The sequence below is a fragment of the Pantoea endophytica genome (assembly GCF_002858935.1).
In the GTDB taxonomy this organism is placed as follows: Bacteria; Pseudomonadota; Gammaproteobacteria; order Enterobacterales; family Enterobacteriaceae; genus Pantoea; species Pantoea leporis.
This window is the reverse complement of the sequence record NZ_PJRT01000009.1, coordinates 203,103-228,196: the sequence shown is the minus strand read 5'-3', so window position 1 is coordinate 228,196 and position 25,094 is coordinate 203,103. Positions and strand designations below refer to the sequence as shown.

Genomic DNA, 25,094 nt, shown 5'->3' with positions numbered 1-25,094 from the left:
ATTATGTTGCCAGAACCCGCGCAGACAAGGTAGCCTCTTGCGTGGTTTTGTTGTCCCTACAGGAGCTGTAATGCCAAATCGTCTTACCTGGTGCGATCTGCCCGCCGATGTTTCACTTTGGCCGGGTTTACCCCTTTCCCTCAGCGGTGATGAAGTGATGCCGCTGGATTACCGTGCTGGTCGGACTGGCTGGTTGCTGTATGGGCGCGGGCTCGATAAACAAAAACTCACCGATTATCAGCATAAGCTGGGGGCGGCGATGGTGATCGTCAGCGCCTGGAATGTCGATGAGTATCAGGTGATACGTCTGGCAGGCTCGCTGACGCCGCGCGCCAGCAAACTGGCGCATGAAGCCGGTTTTGATGTGGCACCGCTCGGCAAAATCCCGCATCTGAAAACGCCAGGTTTGCTGGTGATGGACATGGATTCCACCGCGATCCAGATTGAGTGCATCGATGAGATCGCCAAACTGGCGGGTTGCGGCGAGCAGGTGGCGGAAGTCACCGAGCGCGCGATGCGCGGCGAGCTGGATTTCAAAGCCAGCCTGCGCGAGCGCGTCGGCACCCTGGCGGGCGCCGATGCCAATATCCTGATGCAAGTGCGCGATGCGCTGCCGCTGATGCCAGGCTTAACCACGCTGGTGCAGAAGCTGCAGGCGCTGGGCTGGCAGGTGGCGATCGCCTCGGGCGGCTTTACCTTCTATGCCGACTATTTGCGCCAGACGCTGCATTTAGCCGCGGCGGTGGCCAACGAGCTGGAAATTCGCGACGGCAAGCTAACCGGCCAGGTGCTGGGACAAATTGTCGACGCCCAATTTAAAGCCGATACCCTGAACGATCTGGCACAGCGCTTTGAAATTGCGCCGGAACAAACCGTGGCGATTGGCGATGGTGCCAACGATCTGCCGATGATTAAAACCGCGGCGCTGGGTATCGCCTATCATGCTAAACCTAAAGTGAATGAGCAGACGGAAATCATCATCCGTCATGCTGACCTGATGGGTGTGTTCTGCATCCTGACCGGCAGCCTGATTCACGAAGAGCGTTAACTGAGGATTTGATTTGGCCAAAGCGGCAAAACGCGCCTTCGTTTGTAACGAATGCGGCGCTGATTATCCGCGCTGGCAGGGGCAATGCAGCGCCTGCCATGCGTGGAACACCATCACCGAGGTGCGCATTGCCGCCTCGCCTGCGGCGGCGCGTAATGAGCGCCTGAGCGGTTATGCCGGCGGCAACGCGGGCGTTAGCCGCGTGCAGAAGCTGTCGGAGATCAGCCTCGAAGCCCTGCCGCGTTTCTCAACCAGTTTCAAAGAGTTCGATCGCGTATTGGGCGGCGGCGTGGTGCCGGGCAGCGCCATCTTAATTGGTGGTAATCCGGGTGCCGGTAAATCGACGCTGCTGCTGCAGGTGATGTGCAAGTTGGCAGAAGGGATGAAAACCCTGTATGTCACCGGCGAAGAGTCACTGCAACAGGTGGCGATGCGCGCCCATCGTCTGGGATTACCGACCGAAAATCTCAATATGTTGTCGGAAACCAGCATCGAGCAGATCTGCCTGATCGCCGAGCAGGAGCAGCCGAAATTGATGGTGATCGACTCGATTCAGGTAATGCACATGGCGGAGATCCAATCCTCGCCGGGCAGCGTAGCGCAGGTGCGTGAAACGGCCGCCTACCTGACACGCTTCGCCAAAACGCGCGGCGTGGCGATCATCATGGTCGGTCACGTCACCAAAGACGGTTCGCTGGCCGGCCCGAAAGTGCTGGAACACTGTATCGACTGTTCGGTGATGCTGGATGGCGACGCTGATTCCCGTTTCCGCACCTTACGCAGCCATAAAAACCGCTTTGGCGCGGTGAATGAGCTGGGCGTGTTCGCCATGACCGAACAAGGCATGCGCGAAGTCAGCAATCCGTCGGCCATCTTCCTGTCACGCGGTGATGAGATCACCTCGGGCAGTTCGGTGATGGTGCTGTGGGAAGGTACGCGTCCGCTGCTGGTCGAGATTCAGGCGCTGGTGGACCATTCGATGATGGGCAACCCACGCCGCGTCGCGGTGGGTCTGGAGCAGAATCGCCTGGCAATCCTGTTAGCGGTACTGCATCGCCACGGCGGCTTGCAGATGGCGGATCAGGATGTGTTCGTTAACGTGGTCGGCGGCGTAAAAGTCACCGAAACCAGCGTCGATTTGGCGCTGCTGATGGCGATGGTATCGAGCTTCCGCGATCGTCCGCTACCGCAGGATCTGGTGATCTTTGGTGAAGTGGGCCTTGCCGGTGAAATTCGCCCGGTGCCAAGCGGCCAGGAGCGCATTTCCGAAGCGGCGAAACACGGCTTTAAGCGCGCCATCGTCCCGGCCGGTAATGCACCGAAGAAACCGGTCGAAGGGATGAAGGTGTACAGCGCAAAGAAGCTGGCGGATGCGTTAGCGATTCTGGATGAGTTGTAAGTTTTACCGGTCGGCATGAATGCCGACCCTACGTTTGTAGGGTGCGCATTTATGCGCACCGTCTTAAAGGCCGCACCGCCCTTTATTCCACGCAGGAGGCACTAAATGTCATCGTTTGACTACCTGAAAACAGCCATTCGCCAGCAAGGCCACACGCTGCAGCAGGTTGCCGACGCCAGCGGAATGACCAAAGGCTACTTAAGCCAGCTGCTCAACGCCAAAATTAAAAGCCCGAGCGCGCAGAAGCTGGAAGCGCTGCACCGTTTTCTTGGCCTGGAATTTCCGCGCCGCGATAAAACCGTTGGCGTGGTGTTCGGGAAATTTTATCCGCTGCATACCGGCCACATATATTTAATCCAGCGCGCCTGCAGTCAGGTGGATGAGCTGCATATCATCATGGGCCACGACGAGCCGCGCGATCGTGAACTGTTTGAAAACAGCGCCATGTCGCAGCAGCCGACCATCAGCGATCGACTACGCTGGTTGCTGCAAACCTTCAAATACCAGAAAAACATCCGCATCCATTCGTTTGATGAAGAGGGCATTGAACCTTATCCGCACGGCTGGGATGTGTGGAGCGGCGGCGTCAAAACCTTTCTGGCTGAGCAGGGCATTGAGCCGAATTGTATCTACACCAGTGAAGAAGCCGATGCCGCGATGTATGAGCAGCACCTCGGCATTCCAGCGGTGGTGATCGATCCCAATCGATCCTTTATGAACATCAGCGGCGGGCAGATTCGTCAGGATCCATTCCGCTACTGGGAATATATTCCGACCGAAGTGAAGCCGTTCTTCGTGCGCACCGTGGCGGTGCTGGGCGGCGAGTCGAGCGGCAAATCAACGCTGGTGAACAAGCTGGCGAACATCTTCAACACCACCAGCGCATGGGAATATGGCCGCGATTATGTCTTCTCGCACCTCGGTGGCGACGAGATGGCGCTGCAATATTCCGACTACGACAAAATCGCGCTCGGTCAGGCCCAGTACATCGACTTCGCGGTGAAGTACGCCAGTAAAGTCGCCTTTATCGATACCGATTTCATCACTACGCAGGCGTTTTGCCTCAAGTACGAAGGTCGCGAGCACCCGTTTGTGCAGGCGTTAATTGATGAATACCGTTTCGACCTGGTGATTTTGCTGGAAAACAACGTGCCCTGGGTAGCGGATGGATTGCGCAGCCTCGGCAGCTCAATGGATCGTCGCGAGTTCCAGACCATGCTGATCACCATGCTGCGTGAAAACAATATCGAGTTTGTGCACGTTAAAGAAGATGACTATGACACGCGCTTCCTGCGTTGTGTCGAGTTAGTAAAGCAGATGCTGGGCAGCTGATTCAGCCATAAAAAAAGGCGCCTAATGGCGCCTTTTTCACAGCAACAGACTTACTTCGCCATACGCTTGTACTTGATACGCTTCGGCTCGAGCGCGTCGGCGCCGAGGGTGCGTTTCTTGTACTCTTCGTACTCGGTAAAGTTACCTTCGAAGAACTCCACCTTGCCTTCATCCTGATAATCGATGATGTGGGTGGCGATACGGTCGAGGAACCAACGGTCATGCGAGATCACCATGGCACAGCCCGGGAATTCCAGCAGGGCGTTTTCCAGCGCGCGCAGAGTTTCTATGTCGAGGTCGTTGGTAGGTTCATCGAGCAGCAGCAGGTTACCGCCGACTTGCAGCAGCTTGGCAAGGTGCAGACGACCGCGCTCACCCCCTGACAGCTCACCCACGCGTTTGCCCTGATCGGTGCCTTTGAAGTTGAAGCGACCAACGTAAGCACGGCTTGGCATCTCGGTGTTGCCAACGCGCATAATGTCCTGACCGCCAGACACTTCTTCAAACACGGTTTTGGAATTGTCCATCGCGTCACGGAACTGATCAACTGACGCCAGCTTGACGGTTTCGCCCAGCTCGATGGTGCCGGAATCCGGTTGCTCCTGACCTGACATCATGCGGAACAGCGTAGATTTACCCGCGCCGTTCGGACCGATGATGCCAACAATTGCGCCTTTCGGTACAGAGAAGGTCAGATCGTCGATCAGCACGCGATCGCCATACGATTTCTTCAGGTTGGTCACTTCCAGCACTTTGTCGCCGAGGCGAGCGCCAGGTGGAATGAAGAGTTCGTTGGTTTCGTTACGCTTCTGGTAATCGGTGTTGTTCAGCTCTTCAAAGCGTGCCAGACGGGCTTTGCCCTTCGACTGACGGCCTTTCGCGCCTTGACGCACCCACTCCAGCTCTTTCTCGATAGATTTGCGACGCGCCGCTTCAGAAGAAGCTTCCTGCGCCAGACGCTGATCTTTTTGCTCCAGCCAGGAAGAGTAGTTACCTTCCCACGGAATACCTTCACCGCGGTCCAGTTCCAGAATCCAGCCAGCCACGTTATCCAGGAAGTAACGGTCATGCGTGATCGCCACAACGGTCCCTTCGAAGTCGTGCAGGAAGCGCTCGAGCCACGCCACGGATTCGGCATCCAGGTGGTTGGTCGGTTCATCGAGCAGCAGCATGTCTGGCTTTTCCAGCAGCAGACGGCACAGCGCAACGCGGCGGCGCTCACCACCGGAAAGGGTAGCGATTTTGGCGTCCCAGTCTGGCAGACGCATCGCGTCGGCGGCACGGTTCAGCTGGGTATCGAGGTTGTGACCATCGTGCGCCTGGATCACTTCTTCCAGACGGCCCTGTTCAGCGGCCAGCTTGTCGAAATCCGCATCGGGATCGGCATACAGCGCATACACTTCGTCGAGGCGCTTCAGCGCGCCAACCACTTCGGATACCGCTTCTTCAACGGATTCACGCACGGTGTGCTCCGGGTTCAACTGCGGTTCCTGCGGCAGATAACCCACATTGATGCCCGGCTGTGGGCGTGCTTCCCCTTCGATATCGGTATCGATACCGGCCATGATGCGCAGCAGCGTCGATTTACCCGAGCCGTTCAGGCCGAGTACACCGATTTTTGCTCCAGGGAAGAAGCTAAGAGAAATATTCTTCAGGATGTGACGCTTCGGCGGAACGACCTTGCCGACGCGATGCATGCTATAGACGAATTGAGCCACGTTGTATTGAGCCTTTTGGTCTGTGAGTTATGAACTTTAGGTACAGAAGTTTAGCTGTTTTCACCCTTTATTCATACCCGTCATACTTCGCGCTGCAGGTGCGTTGGCTGCGTGTGTCCACCCCAGTCACATACTAATGTATGCTCCTGGGGATGAACCCACTTGCCGCCTTCCTGCAACACGAAGTATTTAGGGTCTGGTTTTGTTTCCCGGTAATAGAAACAGAGGAATTCTAAGCTTTAGGCAATCGCAGCGGAATATTCTGTTGTGCCAGCCAGCTCTTCAGCGCCGGTTCGGGTGCGCTATCGCTGACCAGCAAATCAAAACGGCGCAATTCACCGATACGCGCGGGCAGCACTTTGCCAAATTTACTGCTGTCCGCCACCAGCACGCGCTGACGTGCGCGCAGCATCGCGTGGTGCTTCATCGCCAGCTCGTTAATGTTGTAGCAGGTGGCGCCCTGTTCCTGATCGATACCTGCCGCCGAAATAAACGCCAGCGTCGGGCAGAGATCGTCGAGGATCGAATGCGCGCCAATCGGCGTGAACAGCGCGTTATCGGCGTGGAACTCACCGCCGCTCAGGATCACGTTGCAGGCCGGTTTCTCTTTCAACGCCAGGAAAGTGTTCATCGCGCAGCAGATGGCGGTGAACGGCAAGGTGTCAGGAATCGCATCTACGATGTACGGCAGCGTGGTGCCGCAATCAAAAAATACCGTGTCATTTTCACTGATCAGATCCGCAGCAGCCTGCGCCAGGCGCTGTTTGCGTGCGGCGTTCTGACCGTGCTGATCGGAGATGAAATAGTGTCCGGCGTGGCTTTTCGGATCGCTGACGATATAGCCGCCCAGCAGCACCACGGTTGAAGCCGGTTCAGTGAGATCGCGGCGAATGGTCATTTCCGACACACCCAGCAGCTGCGCCGCGTCTTTCAGGTGCAGTTTATCGGTGCGTTTCAGCGCCTGAGCCAACTTGTGAATACGTTCGTCGCGCCGGGTTTCCATGATCATCTCTGCGTAATTAATCCTGAAGTCGAAGTGGCCTGGTCAAAAATCACGATAAATCTCACATATTTTAATGATTTGCGACGTATCCAGCAGGCCAGTTTTCAATCTTACCTGTAATGAGATCGGCCCGCAAACCTCATGCAATGCCGCCAACGTGTTGCTCTCAAGCCGCTTCGCTCTGATTCTCAATGTTGTTTCATTGTTAGAATAATAACATTCATTTCTACCAATTAATGGCTGTTTATCGGCTTTTTATCAGGATGTCGAGGTGTGAAATTTATCACACAATTAACTTTATTAACCTGATATTGTTATTTTAATAACATTATAAAGTTAAAAATTCACCGGGAGAAAACAATGGATATTGCGGTTATTGGGTCAAATATGGTGGACCTCATTACCTATACCAATCAGCTGCCTAAAGCGGGCGAAACGCTGGAAGCACCCGATTTTGCCATCGGCTGCGGGGGTAAAGGTGCCAATCAGGCTGTGGCAGCGGCGAAGATGGGCGGCAGCGTGATGATGGTGAGTAAAGTCGGCGACGATCTGTTCGCGCCGAATACCGTGGTCAATCTGCAACAGCAGGGCGTTGATACCCGCTTCGTCACCACCGCGCCAGGCACCTCCAGCGGCGTGGCACCTATCTTCGTCGACGATGAGTCGCAGAACCGCATTCTGATTATTAAAGGTGCCAACCAACAGTTGAAGCCAGCCGATATCGATGCCGCCGCTGACGCGTTGAAAAGCTGCCAGTTGATCATCCTGCAGCTGGAGATCCCGCTGGAGACCGTTTATTACGCCATTGATTTTGCCCGTCAGCATGACATCAAAGTGATCCTCAATCCGGCACCGGCGGTGGCGGATCTCAATATCGACTACGCCTGCAAATGCGACTTTTTCATGCCGAATGAAACCGAGCTGGAGATCCTCACCGGCATGCCGGTCACCACGGATGAAGAGGTGAAGCTGGCGGGGCAATCGCTGCTCAAACGCGGGCTGAAAAACCTGATCATCACGCTGGGCGGGCGCGGTTCGCTGTGGATGTCTGGCGACAGCGTGCATCAGGTTGCCCCCACCGCGGTAAAAGCGGTGGATACCAGCGGCGCGGGCGATGCCTTTATCGGCTGCTTCGCCCACGAGTTGGTGAAAAGCGGCGATATCCCGGCCGCGATGGCGCAAGCCTCGGCTTATGCCGCCTGCAGCGTGACCGGTCGCGGCACGCAGCGCTCCTATCCCGACGCGGAAACCTTCCAGCGTTTTCTCAACGTTCACTGAGGTCGAGTTATGCAACCGAACATTGTTCAGCAATCTGATGGCTATCTGAATAAAACGCCGCTGTTCCAGTTCATTTTGCTCTCGTGCCTGTTCCCGTTGTGGGGCTGTGCGGCGAGTCTGAACGACATCCTGATCACCCAGTTCAAAAGCGTGTTCGCGTTAAGCGATTTCGCCAGCGCGCTGGTGCAGAGCGCGTTCTACGGCGGCTACTTCCTGATTGCTATTCCGGCCTCGCTGGTGATCCGTAAAGCCACCTATAAACTGGCGATTTTATTGGGCCTGGCGCTGTATATCGTGGGCTGCGTGCTGTTCTATCCCGCGTCGCACATGGCAACCTACACCATGTTCCTGGCAGCGATTTTCGCCATCGCTATCGGTTTGAGCTTCCTCGAAACCGCCGCCAACACCTACAGCTCGATGATTGGTCATCGCGATCACGCCACGCTGCGCCTGAATATCAGCCAGACTTTCTATCCGGTGGGCGCACTGATGGGCATCGTGCTGGGCAAATATCTGGTGTTTCAGGAGGGCGACAGTCTGGAAAGTCAGCTGGCCGGCATGAACGCGGAACAGGCGCATGCGTTCCGTCTCACCATGCTGGAGCACACGCTTGAGCCGTATAAATATCTGGTGATGGTTTTGGTGGTAGTGATGCTGCTGTTCCTGTTCACCCGCTATCCGCGCTGCAAACCGGAAAGCAGTGAAAAATCGTTGCCGTCGCTCGGCGAGACTTTCCGCTATCTGGCGGCGAATCGTCACTTCAAACGCGGGATTCTGGCGCAGTTCTTGTATGTCGGCATGCAGGTGGCGGTGTGGTCGTTCACCATTCGTCTGGCGCTGACGCTCGGCGCGGTCAATGAGCGCCATGCCTCTAACTTTATGATTTACAGCTTCATCGGCTTCTTTATCGGTAAATTTATCGCCAACGTCCTGATGACGCGCTTCCGTGCGGAAAAAGTGTTGATTGCCTACTCGCTGCTGGGTGTTCTGGCGCTGGCGTATGTGATGTTTGTGCCGAACTTTACCGCCGTGTATGCCGCCATCCTGGTCAGTGCGCTGTTTGGTCCGTGCTGGGCGACGATCTACGCTGGAACGCTGGCGACCGTCGATAACAAATACACCGAAGTGGCGGGCGCGTTTATCGTGATGTCGATTGTCGGTGCTGCCTTTATTCCTGCGATTCAGGGCTTCGTCTCCGATCATCTGGGATCGATGCAGCTGGCGTTCGGCGTTTCGCTGCTGTGCTTCGCCTGGGTGGGTTACTTCTTCTGGGGCGAGCTGCGTCATAAAAAACAGGCAGAAGCAGCCGGTCGTTTAGTTGAGGAGATGCCATGAAAACCCGTTTACCGTTACGTCGTGAGCAGTTTCATGAAACGTCAGCCACGCTGCTGCGCAACGAGACGTTCCACGTCGAGCTGTTTCGCTATCCCGCGGGCGTGGAAGCGGTGCGCATCAGTAATCCACGCGGCACGGTGATCATGCTGCCGTTTTACGGTCAGATGGTGTGGGACGCCAACTTTGACGGCCATTCGCTTACCATGGGCCACAGCTTTAAGCAGCCGCTGCCCGGCAGTTCGATCATTGATACCTATGGCTGTTTCGCTTTCCACTCCGGGCTGCTGGCCAACGGCTGTCCGGCAGAGGATGACGATCATCCGCTGCATGGCGAAATGGCCTGCGCGCGCATGGACAGCGCATGGATCGTGCTGGAGGACGATCGCCTGTCGCTGGAGGGCGAAACCGAATATGTGAAGGGCTTTGGCCATCACTATCTTGCCGCACCGGCGGTGCGCCTTGAGGCCAATGCTGCGCGCCTGCACATTGAGATGAACGTCACTAACCTGGCAGGCGCGCCGATGCCGCTGCAGTATATGTGTCATCTGAACAGCGCCTGGCTGGATCAAGGGCGTTTCCAGCAGTCGATTCCGACCGATGCGTTCCAGCTGCGCAGTTCGATCCCGGCGCACGTCAAACCTACCCCGCAGTGGCGCGCATACACCGATCAACTGGCGCGCGATCCGCAGGCGTTTCAGCAGCTGGATCAGCCGCAGATGTGCGATCCGGAGATCGTGTTTTTCGCCGACGATCTCCAGCAGTACGGTGATGAGATGCAGTTCGAGCTGCACTCACCGCAAGGGTTTGCTCTGATGACACGCTTCTCCAGCCAACAGTTCCCGCACGCCACGCGCTGGATGCTGCATAACCGCGATCAGCAGGTCGCCGCCTATGTGCTGCCGTCAACCTGCCGCCCGGAGGGTTTCAAAGCCGCACAGCGCGCCGGCACGCTGATTGAGCTGGCCCCCGGCGAACAGCGCCATTTCAGCGTTGAGACCGGGATTTTGTAATCAATGGCGGTCTTAGGATCGCCATTTTAAAATCAATATCAACAGCGGATGTTGATATTAAAAATCATTTAAAAAATATCAAATATACCCCTATCTCCCCTCGGTTAATTGCAATGACCTAATGATTTAGGTCAAATTATTAAATAAGAGGATGTGCATTATAGTTAACTGATTTAAATTTACGTTCAGGGAAGGATTATGGCATCTGTACCGATAGGACCTGGTGCATTAATTATTCAGAATAATATGCGTGAAGCCAGATGTAATGGTATGTCGAGAGGTATGGCGACACCGGAAACCTATTACTGGTTTTATCAAAAAGTACGCAATCGCGGCCCTTGGGATTACAAACAATTCGACTTCAATTGGGCTGCTTTTGGAAACTTCAATTTTGGCGCTTCAGGCAGAGCAGCTGGCATACCCGATGACATTTTGCTGATGGGCGCGGGATTTGCTCAAACACTCGCTGGCACATCAAAATCTCGCTGGGGAAAGTGGTATGATGTTCCTCCCTATGGAGATGATCCCACAGATCAACGCAATATACGCGAGGGAATTGAGTATGCTAAACAGCACGGTTATTAAGCGATTTCATTTGATACTGACTCTTCTTTTGCTGATTATTATTGGTTTTTTAGTCATCGGTAATGAAAGCTCACGCGATAATGATGTATTGAAGCGTAGTCAAAAAATTAATCAATCTTCCTGGCTATATATGACTGAATACAGTGCTGGCGGTGCCACTGTTCCTGTTATTTATCGATATTATTTAACCAGTGAGATTACCGGCAACGAAAAACAAGTTTTAAATAAACTTAAAACGTTGGAACCTCTCATTGAAGGTGTAGGAAGCATCCGCTCAATTAACATATCAGCTAATGGGCATATCACCTTTGGATGGAGTGGAAAAATTGTGTCAGTGAGCAGTAAAGTTCGCATGGCAGATTTTGAATTTGAAAATTAATTAAAATATTTAAAATGCTCGAAACGACGTGCCTTCTGCTTGTAGACGCGGCCGTTAGGCCGCCCATTTGAATTATCAAGCTCAACTAAATCGCTACTAATCCGCGTACGCCCTCGGCTTCCATGGCGGATCCGGCGCCGCGCTGCACGATCTCGCCGCGCGACATCACCAGATAGCTGTCGGCCAGTTCGGCGGCGAAATCATAAAACTGCTCGACCAGCAGGATCGCCATATCACCGCGCTGCGCCAACTGGCGGATCACCGCCCCGATCTCCTTGATCACCGACGGCTGGATCCCTTCGGTTGGCTCATCGAGGATCAATAGCTTTGGTGAACAGGCGAGGGCGCGGCCAATCGCTAATTGCTGCTGCTGTCCGCCCGACAGGTCGCCGCCGCGGCGCGCTTTCATCTCACGTAGCACTGGAAACAGTTGATAGATCTCCTCCGGCACCGCTTTGGCCTGTGCGCCGGAAAAACGCGCCAGCCCCATCAGCAGATTCTCTTCCACCGTCAGACGCGGGAAGATTTCGCGCCCCTGCGGCACATAAGCGATACCGGCCTGCACGCGCTGATGCGGCTTGCGGCTGTTGATCACATTATCCTGCCAGCGAATTTCGCCGGATTTAGCCGGAATCAGCCCCATCAAACATTTCAGCAACGTGGTTTTACCCACGCCGTTACGTCCCAGCAGGCAGGTAATTTCACCCGGCTTCGCTTCAAACGACAGGCCGCGCAGAATGTGGCTGCCGCCGTAATATTGATTCAGTTCCGCGACTTGCAGCATGTTAACGCCCCAGATAAACGTCGATAACCCGATCGTCCGCCTGCACTTCGCGTAACGATCCCTCGGCCAAAACCTGGCCCTGATGCAGCACGGTGACGTGATCGGCAATGGTTTCAACAAAGCCCATGTCGTGCTCGACCACCATCAGCGAATGCTTCCCAGCGAGGCTGCGAAACAGCTCAGCGGTGTACTCGGTTTCGGCATCGGTCATGCCGGCTGCCGGTTCATCCAGCAGCAGCAGATGCGGGTCCTGTACCAGCAGCATGCCGATTTCCAGAAACTGCTTCTGACCGTGCGACAGCAAACCGGCTTTGCGCTGACGCTCGCCGCCCAATCGCAACAGTTTTAGCACCTCATCAATGCGATCCTGCTGCTCGCTGTTCAACCGCGCGCGCAGGCTGGCCCACACTGATTTGTCGTTTTTCAGCGCGATTTCCAGATTCTCAAACACCGTCAGCGCTTCGAATACCGTGGGTTTCTGGAACTTGCGCCCAATACCGGCGCGCGCGATCTCCACCGGCGACATTTTGCTGAGATCGGTATCCTGGTCGTAGATCACCTGGCCATTATCCGGCCGGGTTTTACCGGTGATCACATCCATCAGCGTGGTTTTTCCCGCGCCGTTGGGGCCGATCACACAGCGTAGTTCGCCCACGCCGATCTTCAGTGAGAGATCGGTGAGCGCGCGAAAGCCGTCGAACGACACGTTGATCTTCTCCAGCTGCAATACCGGATCGCTTTGTTCACGATAGCGATCCGAGGGATGAGGTTGGGTAAACAGTTGTTCAGTCATCACGCCTCCGGCGCAGCAGGCCAATCACGCCACGCGGCAGGAACAGCGTGACCAGGATAAACATCAGGCCAAGGAAAAACAGCCAATATTCCGGGAAGGCGACGGTGAACCAGCTTTTGGCTCCGTTAACGATGGCGGCACCAAGCAGCGGACCAATCAGCGTGCCGCGTCCGCCCAGCGCCACCCATATCGCCGCTTCAATCGAGTTGGTTGGCGACATTTCGCTGGGGTTGATAATGCCAACCTGCGGCACGTAGAGCGCGCCCGCCAGCCCGCACAGCACCGCCGACAGCGTCCAGACAAACAGCTTGAAACCTTTGGGATCGTATCCGATGAACATCAGGCGGTTCTCCGCATCGCGCACCGCGGTCAACACGCGGCCAAACTTGCTGCGTGCCAGCGCGAAGCCAATGCCGAGGCTGACCAGCAGCAGCAGCACCGTGGCGACAAACAGTCCAATACGCGTGTCGGTAGCGGTGACGTTAAAGCCGAGCAATGTGGTGAAGCCGGTAAAGCCGTTATTACCGCCGAAGCCGGTTTCGTTGCGGAAAAACAGCAGCATGCCAGCGTAGGTCAGCGCCTGCGTCATGATTGAGAAGTAAACGCCTTTGATTTTCGAGCGAAAGGCGAAGAAGCCAAACACCAGCGCCAGCAAACCCGGCACCAGCATGATCAGGCACAGCGCCCAGGCAAAATGTTGCGTGCCCGCCCAAAACCACGGCAGCTCACTCCATGAAAGAAAAGACATGAACGCAGGCAGGCCGTCGCCGGAAGCCTGGCGCATCAAATACATGCCCATCGCATAGCCGCCAAGCGCGAAGAACAGGCCGTGACCGAGCGACAGCAGCCCGGCGTAACCCCACACTAAATCGAGCGCCACCGCGACCACGGCGTAACAGAGAATCTTGCCGACCAGCGTTAGCGTGTAGGTGGAGATCGCCAGCGGATGGGTGGCGGGCAGCAGGGCGCAGAACGGCAGCGCCAGCAGCAGCGCAGCGATCACCACGCCGAGGCTGAGCGTCAGGCGTGGCGCTTTGCGCGCAATAGTTAACGTCATTGGCTGGCTCATCAGTCAATCACCCTCCCTTTGAAGGCAAACAGGCCCTGCGGACGTTTCTGGATAAACAGCACGATCAGCACGAGGATGAGGATTTTTCCCAGCACCGCGCCAATCTGCGGCTCCAGCACTTTGTTAAGAATGCCAAGACCAAAGGCCGCGACCACGGTGCCCGCCAGTTGGCCGACGCCACCCAGCACCACCACGAGGAAGGAGTCGATGATGTAGCCCTGACCGAGCTCCGGCCCGACGTTGCCGAGCTGCGACAGCGCCACGCCGCCGAGTCCGGCGATGCCAGAACCGAGGCCAAACGCCAGCATATCGATACGTCCGGTCGGCACGCCGCAGCAGTCGGCCATTGCGCGGTTTTGCGTCACGGCGCGCACGCTCAGGCCGAGACGGGTTTTATTCAGCAGTAGCCAGGTGAGGGCCAGCACGGCAAACACAAACAGGATCACCGCGATACGGTTGTACGGCAGCACCAGATTCGGTAACAGCTGCAGCCCGCCGGAGAGCCAGCCTGGGTTAGCCACTTCCAGGTTCTGCGCGCCAAACAGCATGCGCACCAGTTGAATCAGCATCAGGCTGATACCCCAGGTGGCGAGCAGCGTTTCTAGCGGACGTCCGTACAGATGGCGGATGATGGTGCGTTCCAGCAGCATGCCCATACCGGCGGTGACCAGAAAGGCCACCGGCAGCGCCAGCAGCGGATACCAGGCCAGCCACTGCGGTGCGAACTGCTGGAACAGGCTTTGCACAAACCAGGTAGCGTATGCACCCAGCATCAGCATTTCGCCGTGCGCCATGTTGATTACGCCCAGCAGGCCGTAGGTGATCGCCAGACCGAGCGCGGCCAGCAGCAGAATCGAACCGAGCGACAGGCCGGTAAACGCCTGACCGAGCAGATCGCCCCACATCAGGCGCTGTTTAATCTGCTTCAGGCTGGCGGCGGCGGCATCACGCACGCTGGTATCGGGTTCATTGCTGGCCTGGGTTAAGCGCGTGAGGCTGGCCTGCATGTTGGGATCGCTGGATTCGCCGAGCAGTTTGACAGCCTTCAGGCGCAGCGCGGCATCCGGGCTGGCGAGCTGCAGGTTGGCCGCTGCCATCAGCAGTACGTCGTGCACTTTCGCGTCTTTTTCCAGCGTCAGACGCTGCTCAATCAGCGGCAGCATATCGGCGACGCCATCATTTTGCAGTTGTTGTGCGGCACGTAAACGGATCGCGGCATCATCGCTCACCAGCTGATGGGCGGCGAGGGCGCTGGCGATCAATACGCGCAGGCGGTTGTTCATAAACAGCTTTTTGGTGTCGCCGTCGGGCTGTTGCGCGCTGTCGAGCGGCTGCAAGGCTTCACCTTGTTTGCTGAACGGCTGCTGTTTTTGGTCGATGACCACGGTTTCATTGCGCAGCGCCTGCAGCAGCGGCAAGCGACTGGCCTGCGGTGCGGCGGCCCACTGCTGGAGCAGCGTGGCTTGTTGCGCGCGGCTGGCGGCCGCGAAGTCTGCGCCATCGCCCGCCTGGGCGAGCCAGGGCAGCAGTAACAGCAGACAGCAGAGATAACGGCGGATTGTCATGGTTCTGGCCCTGATGGTGAGAAGTTGTTTTGGTTTGGATTGGTGTGGCTGTCCCCCTCCTCGGTCCTCCCCCATAAATGGGGGAGGAAGACGTTGCCCAATGCCAGCAATGAACATGCATGTGGCAGCGTCTCCTTCCCCCATTTATGGGGGAAGGCCGGGATGGGGGACAGCCAGCACAACCCCTACTGCGTTGATTTCACCGGATGGTCCGGCTTCTTATCATTACCCGCAATGTACGGGCTCCACGGCTGGGCGCGTACCGGTTGCTCGGTCTGCCACACCACGTTGAACTGACCGTTCTCTTCCACTTCACCAATCATCACTGGCTTATGCAGGTGATGGTTGGTTTTATCCATGGTCAGGGTGAAACCGTCCGGGGCTTTAAAGGTCTGTCCCGCCATCGCCGCGCGCACTTTATCCACATCGGTGGTGCCCGCTTTCTCTACCGCCTGCGCCCACATGTGCAGGCCAACGTAGGTCGCTTCCATCGGGTCGTTGGTCACCACGGTGTTGGCGTTCGGCAGGTTGTGCGCCTTAGCGTAGGCGCGGTAATCCGCGACGAACTTCTGGTTAGTTGGGTTATCCACCGACTCGAAGTAGTTCCACGCCGCTAGCTGACCGACCAGCGGTTTGGTATCAATGCCGCGCAACTCTTCCTCGCCGACCGAGAAGGCGATCACCGGGATATCCGTGGCTTTGATGCCCTGATTGGCCAGCTCTTTGTAGAACGGCACGTTGGAGTCGCCGTTGATGGTGGAGATCACCGCGGTTTTGCCACCGGCAGAGAACTTCTTAATGTTGGAGACGATGGTCTGATAATCGCTGTAACCAAATGGCGTATAGACCTCTTCGATGTCTTTATCCTGTACCCCTTTGGTGTGCAGGAAGGCGCGCAGAATCTTGTTGGTGGTGCGCGGATAAACGTAGTCGGTGCCCAGCAGGAAGAAGCGTTTCGCGCTGCCGCCATCTTCACTCATCAGGTATTCCACCGCCGGAATCGCCTGCTGGTTCGGCGCGGCGCCGGTGTAGAACACGTTCGGCGACATCTCTTCGCCTTCGTACTGCACGGGATAAAACAGCAGGCCGTTCAGCTCCTCAAACACCGGCAGCACCGATTTACGCGATACCGAGGTCCAGCAGCCAAACACCGCCGCCACTTTGTCCTGGGTCAGCAGCTGGCGCGCTTTCTCAGCGAACAGCGGCCAGTTGGAGGCCGGATCGACCACCACCGGTTCCAGCTTTTTGCCCAGCACGCCGCCTTTGGCGTTGATCTCATCGATAGTCATCAGCGCCACATCCTTCAGCGGCGTTTCGGAGATCGCCATGGTGCCGGAGAGCGAGGACATAATGCCCACCTTGATGGTGTCAGCAGCCTGTGCCGCAAAGGCAAAGCCCATGCTGACCACAGAGGCAGAGAGCGCGAAAGCCTTGAGCAACGAACGTCTTTTCATCAGTAAACCCCTCACGATGTTTGTATTTTTATTCAATGGGTTGAAGTCGAGCCTGCTGTAACATATGCAATGTGATCTTTCTGACCTCTGCCTTACTTACGGCGATGTGGTCGGTTAAAATGCGCTGCGCCTCCTCGGTTTGTTGCTGGAAAATCGCCCGTAAAATCTGAGCGTGCTCGCGGTATGTCGCCTCCATTCGGTCGTCTCGGGTAAAATCGAGACGGCGAATGATGCGGATTTTTTCGGTCAGTTCGGCGTGGATGCGCGCCATCTCCTGATTGCCAGCGGCGGCCACCAGCGCCATGTGAAAGGCTTCATCCTGCGCCGAAACCGCTTTGCCATCGGCCAGCCGCGGTGCATCCATCCAGAAGCTTTTCAGCGCGGTGAGCATGTCGATGCACTGCGGTGCGGGCAGTGCGCACAAGCGGCGCACCGCTTCGCACTCCAGCACGGTGCGAAAGTCGTACAGCTCTTCGAAATATTCAAAGTCAAACGGCTTCACCTGCCAGCCGCTGCGGAACCACACTTCGACGTAGCCCTCGCGCTCCAGCCAGAACAGCGCCTGACGCACCGGCGTGCGGCTCACTTCCAGCCGATCGGCGATTTCGTTTTCGCTGAAGCGATCGCCCGGCATCAGTCGGAACTCAAAAATGTCCTGTTTCAGCGCCTGATAAACCTTCTCGGCCAGCGCTTCCGGACGACCTTTGCTACGAGGGCTCGTGTTCATGCCAGCTCCTTATTCCAGCCACAGCAGGGCATCGCCCGGACTCACCGGACGTCCTGCCTGGCAGGCAATGCGTTTCACGGTGCCGGCCTGCGGCGCGACAATCGCCAGTTCCATTTTCATCGCTTCCACGATGACCAGCGTTTGACCGGCTTCCACCGCGTCGCCTGGCTGAACCAGCACTTTCCAGATGTTGCCGTTCATATCGGCGCACACCGCCAGCGCATCGTCGTCGGCTTCGGCCACCACCAGCGTCTCCTCGCTGGTGAGCGGCGCGTTCTGCTCTTCCTGCGCCCACAGCGTCACTTCCTGTTCGAAGGCGGCGGACTGACGCTGGCGGAAATCACTGATCGATGCGGCATTTTCCGCCAGGAATTGATGATGGGCGGCGAAGTCGAAGACCGTTTCTTCGATGCGCACCGTGGCGCGGCCTTCGCGGAAGTCATCGCGCAGCTGCGTCAGTTCGTCTTCCGTTACCGGATAGAAGCGCACCTGATCGAAGAAGTGCAGCAGCCACGGCTCGTCGGCCGCAAACTGTTCATTTTTGAGGAACTTGTTCCAGATTGGCAGCGTCCGGCCCACCAGCTGATAACCGCCGGGTGAATCCATGCCGTAGATGCACATGTACATGCCGCCAATGCCGACCGTGCCTTCGGCGGTAAAGGTGCGCGCCGGGCTGTATTTGGAGCTCAGCAGGCGATGGCGTGGATCGATCGGTACCGCGCACGGCGCGCCGAGATAGACATCGCCGAGGCCGAGAATCAGGTAGCTGGCATCAAAAAGGGTGTCGCGCACCGCTTCGCGGCTCGCCAGGCCATTAATACGCTGGATAAAATCGACGTTATTTGGCAGCCACGGCGCGCTGGCACGCACGGTTTCCTGATAACGTTCGACCGCGCCGAGTGTGGCGCTGTCTTCGAAGGCCATCGGCATCCAGACAATGCGCGACGGCACTTTCAGCTGGCTGACATCGCCGAGCCCGGCTTCCAGTTCCAGCAGCAGCTGCATCAGCTGTTTCTGGCTGAGAATCAGGCTGTCGTAGCGTACCTGCAGAGAGCGCACGCCCGGCGACAGCTCTTCCACGCCCGGCACCGCGCGTTCACGTAGCGCATTCATCAGCAGATGCACGCGCAGACGCAGCGCCAGATCCAGCACATTATCGCCGTACTCAATCAGCACATATTTGTCGCCCGCCTGGCGATAAACCGCCGCTGGCGTGGTTGCCGTGGCGGGGAGCGCCGCCAGCAAGGTGGCGGAACCGATAGCGCTGGCTGCTAAAGAGGGCACCGCAAAGGCCGGCGCGTGGCTGCTGCGCAGCGTGGCCACGCTGTGCGCCTGGGCTTTTTCCAGCGCCACCGCTTCGTCGGCGCTGATTGGGTGGAAACGGATTTTGTCGCCCGGTTTCACCTGGCCGACTTTCCACAGTTCGGCTTTGGCGATGGTCACCGGGCAGACGAAGCCGCCGAGGCTGGGACCGTCGTGCGTCAGGATCACCGGGAAGTCGCCGGTGAAGTTCACCGCGCCGATGGCGTATTCGCAGTCATGCACGTTGGACGGATGCAGGCCGGCTTCGCCGCCGTTGGCGCGCGTCCATGTCGGTTTCGGGCCAACCAAACGCACGCCGAGGCGGTTGGAGTTGTAGTGCACCTGCCAGTCGCTGGCAAAGAACTCATCAATCGCCGCCTGAGTGAAGAAATCCGGTGCGCCGTGCGGTCCATACAGCACGCCGATGCGCCATTCAGTGCCGTAGTGCGGCACCAGCGCATGATCGAGCGCCTGCGGGGCGCTGACCGGCGCGGGCGTGGTGCAGGCGGCAAGCTGCGGCTGGGAGATTGGCAGCATGTCGGCGACGCGCAGAGTGCGTCCGGCGTGGCCGCCAAACTGGCCGAGCGAGAAGGTGGATCGGCTGCCGAGATATTCCGGCACGTCGAACCCGTTGCGCACCGCTAAGTAGGTGCGGCAGCCGCTCTGCGCGCGGCCCAGCGTCAGGGTTTGTCCCGCTTTGACGCTGACGGGCTGCCAGTAGGCGATGTTTTCGCCATCGACGTCGGCTGGGCAATCGGCACCGGTCAGGGCGATGATGGCATCGCTGTGGAAGCGCAGCGTGGGGCCTTGCAGCGTGAATTCCAGACCGGCGGCGCTGTCGTGGTTGCCGACAATGCGGTTGGCGAGGCGGAAGGCGAAATCGTCCATTGGGCCGGATGGCGGCACGCCGATATCCCAATAGCCGAGGCGGCCAGGAAAATCCTGAATGCTGCTGAAGGTGCCGGGTTGCAGCACTTCAATCACGCTGGCGGCTGGTGTGAAGCTATCGAGGAAGCGCGTCCACACGTTGCCGCTGCGGAAGGCGTCGGTGGCGACGATCTGGCGCAGATAATCGAGATTGCTGGCGATGCCGTGCAGCTGCGTGGCGTCGAGCGCCTGCTGCATCTTCGCCAGCGCCGCTGCGCGCGTCTCGGCATGCACGATCAGTTTGGCGACCATCGGATCGTAAAACGCCGAGACTTCGGTGCCGGTAGCGATCCAGCCATCAACGCGCACGTCATCCGGGAAACTGACGTGGGTCAGTACGCCGGGGCTGGGCTGGAAGTTTTTCAGCGGATCTTCGGCGTAGATACGCACTTCAATCGATGCGCCAGCGGGCGCTTGCTGCAGGCGCGCCCAGTCGAGGGCATCGCCAGCGGCGACTTTCAGCATGCACTCAACCAGATCGAGGCCGGTGACGCATTCGGTGACAGGATGTTCAACCTGCAGGCGGGTGTTCACTTCGAGGAAGTAGAAGGCATCTTGTTCGGCGTCGTAGATGTATTCCACCGTACCGGCGCTGCGATAATTCACCAGCTCGCCGAGGCGCACCGCAGAAGAGAGCAGCGCTTCACGCGTTGCCTGCGGTAGATTCGGTGCAGGCGTCTCTTCGACCACTTTCTGGTTGCGGCGCTGCAGCGAACAGTCGCGTTCGCCGAGCGCGATCACTTTGCCGCTGCCGTCGCCAAAAATCTGCACTTCAACGTGGCGCGCGCGATCGATGCAGCGTTCTAAAAACACGCCCGCATCGCTGAAGAACTGCTCGCCAAGGCGGCGCACGCTCTCCCACGCATTGCGCAGCGCATCGGCGTCGGCGCAGCGCGTCAGGCCAATGCCGCCGCCGCCTGCCGTGCTTTTCAGCATCACCGGATAGCCGATGGTGTCGGCGGCGCTTAAGGCTTCTTCCAGCGAACTCAGCAGCGGCGTGCCCGGCGTCATTGGCACGCCCGCGCTGGCAGCGAGCTCACGCGCGCGGTGTTTCAGGCCAAACTCGCCAATCTGCTGCGCGGTGGGGCCGACAAAGGCGATGCCGGCTTTTTCACAGGCATCGGCAAACGGCAGGCTTTCTGACAGGAAACCGTAGCCCGGCCAGATGGCTTGCGCGCCAGTTTCCTGCGCGGCGGCGAGGATTTTGTCGATGCGTAAATAGCTGTCGCTGGCTTTGTCACCGCCAAGGGCGATGGCGACGTCAGCTTCTTTGACGTGGCGCGCGTTGCGATCGGCATCGGAATAGACGGCGACGCTTTTCACGCCGAGGCGTTTTAAGGTGCGAATGGCGCGGCAGGCGATCTCGCCACGGTTAGCAATCAGAACGGTGCTGAACATGCTTATTTACTCCCCAGAGAGGCCAGCCAGTTGCGCCAGCCGCCAAATTCGGTAATTTCCAGCGCCTGCGACAGCACCGCCGGTTCACAGATAAAGCCTTTTACGATGCGTCCGTCGGCCAGCGTCAGCGAGCCAATGCCGAGCGGGGCCGGGATTTCCGCCACGAACTCGCCAAAGCGCGCCAGCGGGATATCCCACAGTTCCACGGTGATCGCCGCACCGCTCTCGCCACGCAGCAGGCCCGGCTTCTTAATCGAGCCATCGAGCAGGGCGAACAGACGGTAATGGCTGGCGGTTTGCGTCTCCTCGACCAGCACCGCCTGGCGCGTGGTGAGCTGGAAGTTGAGCGGCATGCCGGTGAGATGCGCACCCACCACCGCCACGCGGACGTGATCGGCGGAAACCGGCAATGCGCCTTGCTGAGCAGGCTGCGCCTTGCCGGTGGCACCGAGCGGCAGCGCCATCTGCTGCTGCCAGCGCAGGCCAAAACCAGCCAGCGCGCGATCGTGCCACGCAGGCGCAATCAGCGTGATGCCGGCAGGCAAACCATCGGCGCGGAACGGCGCAGGCAGCGCCAGCGCGCTGAGATCGGCCAGGTTGGTGAAGTTGGTGTAGGTGCCGAACTGCGAGTTGTAATTCACCGGCTCCTGCTGCATTTCGTCCAGCGTATGGATGGTTGGCGAGGTGGGCACCACCAGCGCATCGAACTGCGTCAGCGTTTGCTGAATCTGGCGCGTCAGTTCGGCGCGCAAGTATTCCGCCTGATAGGCTTCGACTGCGGTGTATTTCAGGCCGCTGTTGACGATGCCGTATACCACCGGATCCATCTCTTCCGGGCGGTTGATCATCTCGCCCACCGCCACGGTGCGCTCGGCGACCCACGGACCGTAATAGAGCTGCTCGGCGAGTTGATGGAACAGGGAAAAATCGATCGGATGCAGCGTGGCGCCGCCGGCCTGCAATTGCTCCAGCGCCGCCAGCCAGGCCGCTTCGGCTTGCTTGTCGCCGAAGAATTCAGGCGTGGCGGGAATGGCGAAATCGGGCTGCGCTTTGAAGCTGGCTGGCGCGGTGTGCGGATTGCTGCGCGAATAGGCATCGCCCGCGTCATAGCCGCCCGCTGCGGTAGCCACCGCGAAGGCATCTTCGACCGTTAACGCGAACACGGAAATGGTGTCATTGAGGCGGCAAGCGGGCACCACGCCGCTGGCAGAGAACCAACCTTTGGTCGGCTTGAGGCCGACAATGTTGTTAAAACCGGCGGGCACGCGGCCCGAACCGGCGGTGTCGGTGCCGAGTGAGAAGCCCACCAGACCGCGCGCCAGCACCGACGCAGAACCGGAGCTGGAACCGCCGCTGACGTAATCAGGATTGAAGGTGTTGCTCACGGCACCAAACGGCGAACGCGTGCCGACTAAGCCGGTGGCGTATTGGTCGAGGTTGGTTTTGCCAATCACCACCGCGCCTGCTGCTTTGAGCTGCGCGACAACAAAGGCATCGGCTTCGGCGGTGTAGGTGAAGGCCGGGCAGGCGGCGCTGGTCGGCCAGCCGGCGACATCAATATTATCTTTTACCGCAAACGGCACGCCAAACAGCGGCAGCGCCGCCGGGTTGCGCTGATAGCTCGCCAGCAGCGGTTCAATCTGTGCCTGCAACTGCGCGGGCGTGGCAAGATAGAGCCACGCGTTATCCTGCGCGTCGAGGGCGTCGAGATGAGCCGCCAGCAAGGCGGTAATCTGTTGTGGATCCTGTTGGTAACTGCGTTGCCAATCCTGGAGCGTAAAGCCAAAGGTCGATGCCATGAGTGAATTCCAACTGGTATACAAGATGGAATTCAACAGAGCAAAGCGCGTGCCATTTTTGTAAGCCGATGAAACCGGGTAGTTAATTGATGTGTAATACGTTTTTCTGATGATAAATTGCACAACGGCGGCGCAAACGCTGCGCAACGGCGGTGCGCGAGCGTAAATTTTGTGAAGAACATGGCAAGAGACGGTTGGCCTGGTTAGCATGAAAGAAGTCTGGCATGAGCTGGATCGCAGCACTGAGAGGAGAGCGTAATGGAGAAGTGGCGTTACTGGATGCTAGGGATCTGTCTGGCCAGCACGGCCAGCAGCGTATGGGCCGATTCGCTGGATCAGCAGCGACAGCGCTATGCGCAAATCAAGCAAGCCTGGGATAACAAACAGATGGACCAGGTGACGCAGCTGATGCCGACGCTGCAGGATTATCCGCTCTACCCGTATCTGCAATATCGCCTGCTGGCGCAGGATCTCGATCAAGAGACACCGCTGGCGGTGAAGAACTTTATTCAACAGTATCCTACGCTGCCGCCGGCGCGCTCGCTCTCAACGCGCTTTGTGAATGTGCTGGCGAACCGTCAGGATTGGCAGGGCGTACTCAGCTTCAGCCCGGATGAACCGAAACCGGTGCAGGCGCGCTGTAACTGGTACTACGCTAAGTGGGCGACCGGCCAGCAGCAGGCGGCGTTTGCCGGTGCGAAAGAGATTTGGCTGCGCGGCACCGCGTTACCGAACGACTGCGACAAGCTGTTTTCGGTATGGCAAGCCAGCGGGCAACTCTCGCCGATCACCATTCTCGAGCGTATTCGTCTGGCGATGAAAGCCGGTAACGACAGCCTGGTGAACTATCTGGCGAAAATGCTGCCGGCGGATTATCAAACCACCGCCAGCGGGCTGATTGCGCTGCAGCAGAATCCGCAAACCGTCACCACCTTTGCCAGCAGCATGGGACCCACCGATTTCACCCGCATGGCGACCAGCTACGCCTTCGCCCGCGTGGCGCGTGAGGATATGGATAACGCGCGCATGATGATCCCGCAGCTGGTGCAGGCGCAGAAGATGAGCCAGGCCGATGAGCAGAATCTGAAAGAGACCGTGGTGTGGCGCATGATGGGCGCGGATCTCACCAGCGAGCAGGCGCGCTGGCGTGATGCGGTGGTGATGAACAGCGAATCTACCGCGCTGGTGGAGCGCCGCGTACGCCTGGCGCTGAGCCAGAACGATCGTCGTGGTCTCAATACCTGGATCGCGCGTTTGCCGGTGGAAGCCAAAGAGAAAGATGAGTGGCAATACTGGCAGGCGGATCTGCTGATTTCGCAGGGCCGTAAAGAGGAAGCCAACGATATTCTGCGGAAGCTGATGCAGGCGCGCGGTTTCTATCCGATGGTCGCGGCGCAGCGTTTGGGCGTGGAGTATCCGTTGCAGGTCGACAAAGCTCCGGCAGCCGACAGCAGCGTGACGCAAGGTGCGGAAATGGCGCGCGTGCGTGAGCTGATGTATTGGGGGCTGGATAACCTGGCACGCAGCGAGTGGGCCAATCTGATCTCCAGCAAAACCCGTTCGCAGCAGCAGATGCTGGCGCGTTACGCTAACGAGCAGGATTGGTGGGATCTCAGCGTGCAGGCCACCATCACCGCGAAAATGTGGGATAGCCTGAAAGAGCGCTTCCCGCTGGCATGGCAAAACCTTTACCAGCAATACACCAGCGACAAAGGCATTCCGCAGAGTTATGCGATGGCGATTTCACGTCAGGAGAGCGCGTGGAACCCGAAAGCGCGTTCACCGGTGGGCGCCAGCGGATTGATGCAGGTGATGCCCGCTACGGCGACGCATACCGTGAAGATGTATAACATTCCCGGCTATGTGAACAGCAGCCAGCTGCTGGATCCGCAGACCAATATTCAGATCGGTACGCAGTATCTGGAGTATGTCTATCAGCAGTTTGGTCAGAACCGCATCTTCTCTTCGGCCGCCTATAACGCCGGTCCGGGACGCGTGCGCAGCTGGCAGAAAACCAGCGGTGGTAATCTGGATGCAGTGGCGTTTATCGAAACCATCCCGTTCTCCGAAACGCGTGGCTACGTGAAAAACGTGCTGGCCTACGATGCCTATTACCGCTACTTCATGGGCAAGCCGGACAAGATTCTCGCCGACAGTGAGTGGAATCGCCAGTATTGACTGTGCTATGC

The 25,094-nt window shown here is 58.0% G+C and carries 19 protein-coding genes; 9 read left to right on the top strand and 10 right to left on the bottom strand.

Features of this window, described 5'->3' with window-relative positions:
- Window positions 1-70 precede the first annotated feature (70 nt).
- The 3 genes from serB to nadR all read left to right on the top strand — a co-directional run bounded on the left by serB (window position 71) and on the right by nadR (window position 3,779).
- The gene (gene serB / locus PZBJ_RS08945) at window positions 71-1,048 is read left to right on the top strand and encodes a phosphoserine phosphatase (RefSeq protein WP_101762181.1); all 978 of its coding nucleotides are present in this window, start codon (window positions 71-73) and stop codon (window positions 1,046-1,048) included.
- 13 nt (window positions 1,049-1,061) lie between these two features.
- Window positions 1,062-2,447: a DNA repair protein RadA gene (radA, locus tag PZBJ_RS08940; protein ID WP_007886867.1), complete on the top strand. Its 1,386-nt coding sequence runs from the start codon at window positions 1,062-1,064 to the stop codon at window positions 2,445-2,447.
- Between the two features lie 105 nt (window positions 2,448-2,552).
- Window positions 2,553-3,779: a multifunctional transcriptional regulator/nicotinamide-nucleotide adenylyltransferase/ribosylnicotinamide kinase NadR gene (nadR, locus tag PZBJ_RS08935; protein ID WP_101762180.1), complete on the top strand. Its 1,227-nt coding sequence runs from the start codon at window positions 2,553-2,555 to the stop codon at window positions 3,777-3,779.
- Window positions 3,780-3,829: 50 nt separating this feature from the next.
- Here the strand turns inward: nadR and ettA are convergent, their stop codons facing one another.
- A complete protein-coding gene (gene ettA, locus PZBJ_RS08930) occupies window positions 3,830-5,497 on the bottom strand; it encodes an energy-dependent translational throttle protein EttA (protein ID WP_097095007.1) in 1,668 nt (555 codons plus the stop codon).
- Window positions 5,498-5,729: 232 nt separating this feature from the next.
- On the bottom strand, window positions 5,730-6,500 hold the full coding sequence (deoR, locus tag PZBJ_RS08925) for a DNA-binding transcriptional repressor DeoR (protein ID WP_101762370.1): 771 nt from the start codon (window positions 6,498-6,500) through the stop codon (window positions 5,730-5,732).
- Window positions 6,501-6,860: 360 nt separating this feature from the next.
- Here deoR and rbsK point away from each other — a divergent pair, with 360 nt between their 5' ends.
- From rbsK to PZBJ_RS08900, 5 genes are all read left to right on the top strand, one after another.
- The gene (rbsK, locus tag PZBJ_RS08920) at window positions 6,861-7,778 is read left to right on the top strand and encodes a ribokinase (protein ID WP_101762179.1); all 918 of its coding nucleotides are present in this window, start codon (window positions 6,861-6,863) and stop codon (window positions 7,776-7,778) included.
- Between the two features lie 9 nt (window positions 7,779-7,787).
- Complete coding sequence (gene fucP, locus PZBJ_RS08915) at window positions 7,788-9,113, top strand: L-fucose:H+ symporter permease (RefSeq protein WP_101762178.1); 1,326 nt, start codon at window positions 7,788-7,790, stop codon at window positions 9,111-9,113.
- Window positions 9,110-10,123 carry an aldose 1-epimerase family protein gene (locus tag PZBJ_RS08910; RefSeq protein WP_101762177.1) on the top strand — a complete coding sequence of 338 codons (1,014 nt, stop codon included), beginning with the start codon at window positions 9,110-9,112 and terminating at the stop codon, window positions 10,121-10,123. The genes fucP and PZBJ_RS08910 overlap by 4 nt, the downstream gene beginning before the upstream one ends.
- Before the next feature lie 198 nt (window positions 10,124-10,321).
- On the top strand, window positions 10,322-10,708 hold the full coding sequence (locus PZBJ_RS08905) for a polymorphic toxin type 44 domain-containing protein (RefSeq protein ID WP_101762176.1): 387 nt from the start codon (window positions 10,322-10,324) through the stop codon (window positions 10,706-10,708).
- Window positions 10,686-11,087, top strand: coding sequence for a hypothetical protein (locus PZBJ_RS08900; RefSeq protein ID WP_146001293.1), 402 nt, complete (start codon window positions 10,686-10,688; stop codon window positions 11,085-11,087). The genes PZBJ_RS08905 and PZBJ_RS08900 overlap by 23 nt, the downstream gene beginning before the upstream one ends.
- A gap of 85 nt (window positions 11,088-11,172) precedes the next feature.
- Here PZBJ_RS08900 and urtE read toward each other — a convergent pair whose 3' ends face one another.
- From urtE to atzF, 8 genes are all read right to left on the bottom strand, one after another.
- The gene (gene urtE, locus PZBJ_RS08895) at window positions 11,173-11,871 is read right to left on the bottom strand and encodes an urea ABC transporter ATP-binding subunit UrtE (protein ID WP_101762174.1); all 699 of its coding nucleotides are present in this window, start codon (window positions 11,869-11,871) and stop codon (window positions 11,173-11,175) included.
- 1 nt (window position 11,872) lies between these two features.
- A complete protein-coding gene (gene urtD, locus PZBJ_RS08890; RefSeq protein ID WP_101762173.1) occupies window positions 11,873-12,664 on the bottom strand; it encodes an urea ABC transporter ATP-binding protein UrtD in 792 nt (263 codons plus the stop codon).
- The gene (gene urtC, locus PZBJ_RS08885) at window positions 12,657-13,733 is read right to left on the bottom strand and encodes an urea ABC transporter permease subunit UrtC (protein ID WP_101762172.1); all 1,077 of its coding nucleotides are present in this window, start codon (window positions 13,731-13,733) and stop codon (window positions 12,657-12,659) included. The genes urtD and urtC overlap by 8 nt, the downstream gene beginning before the upstream one ends.
- Window positions 13,733-15,298 carry an urea ABC transporter permease subunit UrtB gene (gene urtB / locus PZBJ_RS08880; protein WP_101762171.1) on the bottom strand — a complete coding sequence of 522 codons (1,566 nt, stop codon included), beginning with the start codon at window positions 15,296-15,298 and terminating at the stop codon, window positions 13,733-13,735. The genes urtC and urtB overlap by 1 nt, the downstream gene beginning before the upstream one ends.
- Before the next feature lie 185 nt (window positions 15,299-15,483).
- Window positions 15,484-16,752: an urea ABC transporter substrate-binding protein gene (urtA, locus tag PZBJ_RS08870; protein WP_101762170.1), complete on the bottom strand. Its 1,269-nt coding sequence runs from the start codon at window positions 16,750-16,752 to the stop codon at window positions 15,484-15,486.
- 28 nt (window positions 16,753-16,780) lie between these two features.
- A complete protein-coding gene (locus tag PZBJ_RS08865) occupies window positions 16,781-17,479 on the bottom strand; it encodes a GntR family transcriptional regulator (RefSeq protein WP_101762169.1) in 699 nt (232 codons plus the stop codon).
- Between the two features lie 9 nt (window positions 17,480-17,488).
- Complete coding sequence (gene uca, locus PZBJ_RS08860) at window positions 17,489-21,106, bottom strand: urea carboxylase (protein ID WP_101762168.1); 3,618 nt, start codon at window positions 21,104-21,106, stop codon at window positions 17,489-17,491.
- Window positions 21,107-21,108: 2 nt separating this feature from the next.
- Window positions 21,109-22,905: an allophanate hydrolase gene (gene atzF, locus PZBJ_RS08855; protein WP_101762167.1), complete on the bottom strand. Its 1,797-nt coding sequence runs from the start codon at window positions 22,903-22,905 to the stop codon at window positions 21,109-21,111.
- A 258-nt stretch (window positions 22,906-23,163) separates the two neighbouring features.
- Here atzF and sltY point away from each other — a divergent pair, with 258 nt between their 5' ends.
- On the top strand, window positions 23,164-25,083 hold the full coding sequence (sltY, locus tag PZBJ_RS08850) for a murein transglycosylase (RefSeq protein WP_101762166.1): 1,920 nt from the start codon (window positions 23,164-23,166) through the stop codon (window positions 25,081-25,083).
- Window positions 25,084-25,094 lie beyond the last annotated feature (11 nt).

Bases quoted from the DNA above. Each gene is read 5' to 3' on its own strand.
- serB (WP_101762181.1), top strand. From the start codon at position 71: ATGCCAAATCGTCTTACCTGGTGCGATCTGCCCGCCGATGTTTCACTT.
- nadR (WP_101762180.1), top strand. From the start codon at position 2,553: ATGTCATCGTTTGACTACCTGAAAACAGCCATTCGCCAGCAAGGCCAC.
- deoR (WP_101762370.1), bottom strand. From the start codon at position 6,500: ATGGAAACCCGGCGCGACGAACGTATTCACAAGTTGGCTCAGGCGCTG.
- rbsK (WP_101762179.1), top strand. From the start codon at position 6,861: ATGGATATTGCGGTTATTGGGTCAAATATGGTGGACCTCATTACCTAT.
- fucP (WP_101762178.1), top strand. From the start codon at position 7,788: ATGCAACCGAACATTGTTCAGCAATCTGATGGCTATCTGAATAAAACG.
- PZBJ_RS08910 (WP_101762177.1), top strand. From the start codon at position 9,110: ATGAAAACCCGTTTACCGTTACGTCGTGAGCAGTTTCATGAAACGTCA.
- PZBJ_RS08905 (WP_101762176.1), top strand. From the start codon at position 10,322: ATGGCATCTGTACCGATAGGACCTGGTGCATTAATTATTCAGAATAAT.
- PZBJ_RS08900 (WP_146001293.1), top strand. From the start codon at position 10,686: ATGCTAAACAGCACGGTTATTAAGCGATTTCATTTGATACTGACTCTT.
- urtE (WP_101762174.1), bottom strand. From the start codon at position 11,871: ATGCTGCAAGTCGCGGAACTGAATCAATATTACGGCGGCAGCCACATT.
- urtD (WP_101762173.1), bottom strand. From the start codon at position 12,664: ATGACTGAACAACTGTTTACCCAACCTCATCCCTCGGATCGCTATCGT.
- urtC (WP_101762172.1), bottom strand. From the start codon at position 13,733: ATGAGCCAGCCAATGACGTTAACTATTGCGCGCAAAGCGCCACGCCTG.
- urtB (WP_101762171.1), bottom strand. From the start codon at position 15,298: ATGACAATCCGCCGTTATCTCTGCTGTCTGCTGTTACTGCTGCCCTGG.
- urtA (WP_101762170.1), bottom strand. From the start codon at position 16,752: ATGAAAAGACGTTCGTTGCTCAAGGCTTTCGCGCTCTCTGCCTCTGTG.
- PZBJ_RS08865 (WP_101762169.1), bottom strand. From the start codon at position 17,479: ATGAACACGAGCCCTCGTAGCAAAGGTCGTCCGGAAGCGCTGGCCGAG.
- uca (WP_101762168.1), bottom strand. From the start codon at position 21,106: ATGTTCAGCACCGTTCTGATTGCTAACCGTGGCGAGATCGCCTGCCGC.
- atzF (WP_101762167.1), bottom strand. From the start codon at position 22,905: ATGGCATCGACCTTTGGCTTTACGCTCCAGGATTGGCAACGCAGTTAC.
- sltY (WP_101762166.1), top strand. From the start codon at position 23,164: ATGGAGAAGTGGCGTTACTGGATGCTAGGGATCTGTCTGGCCAGCACG.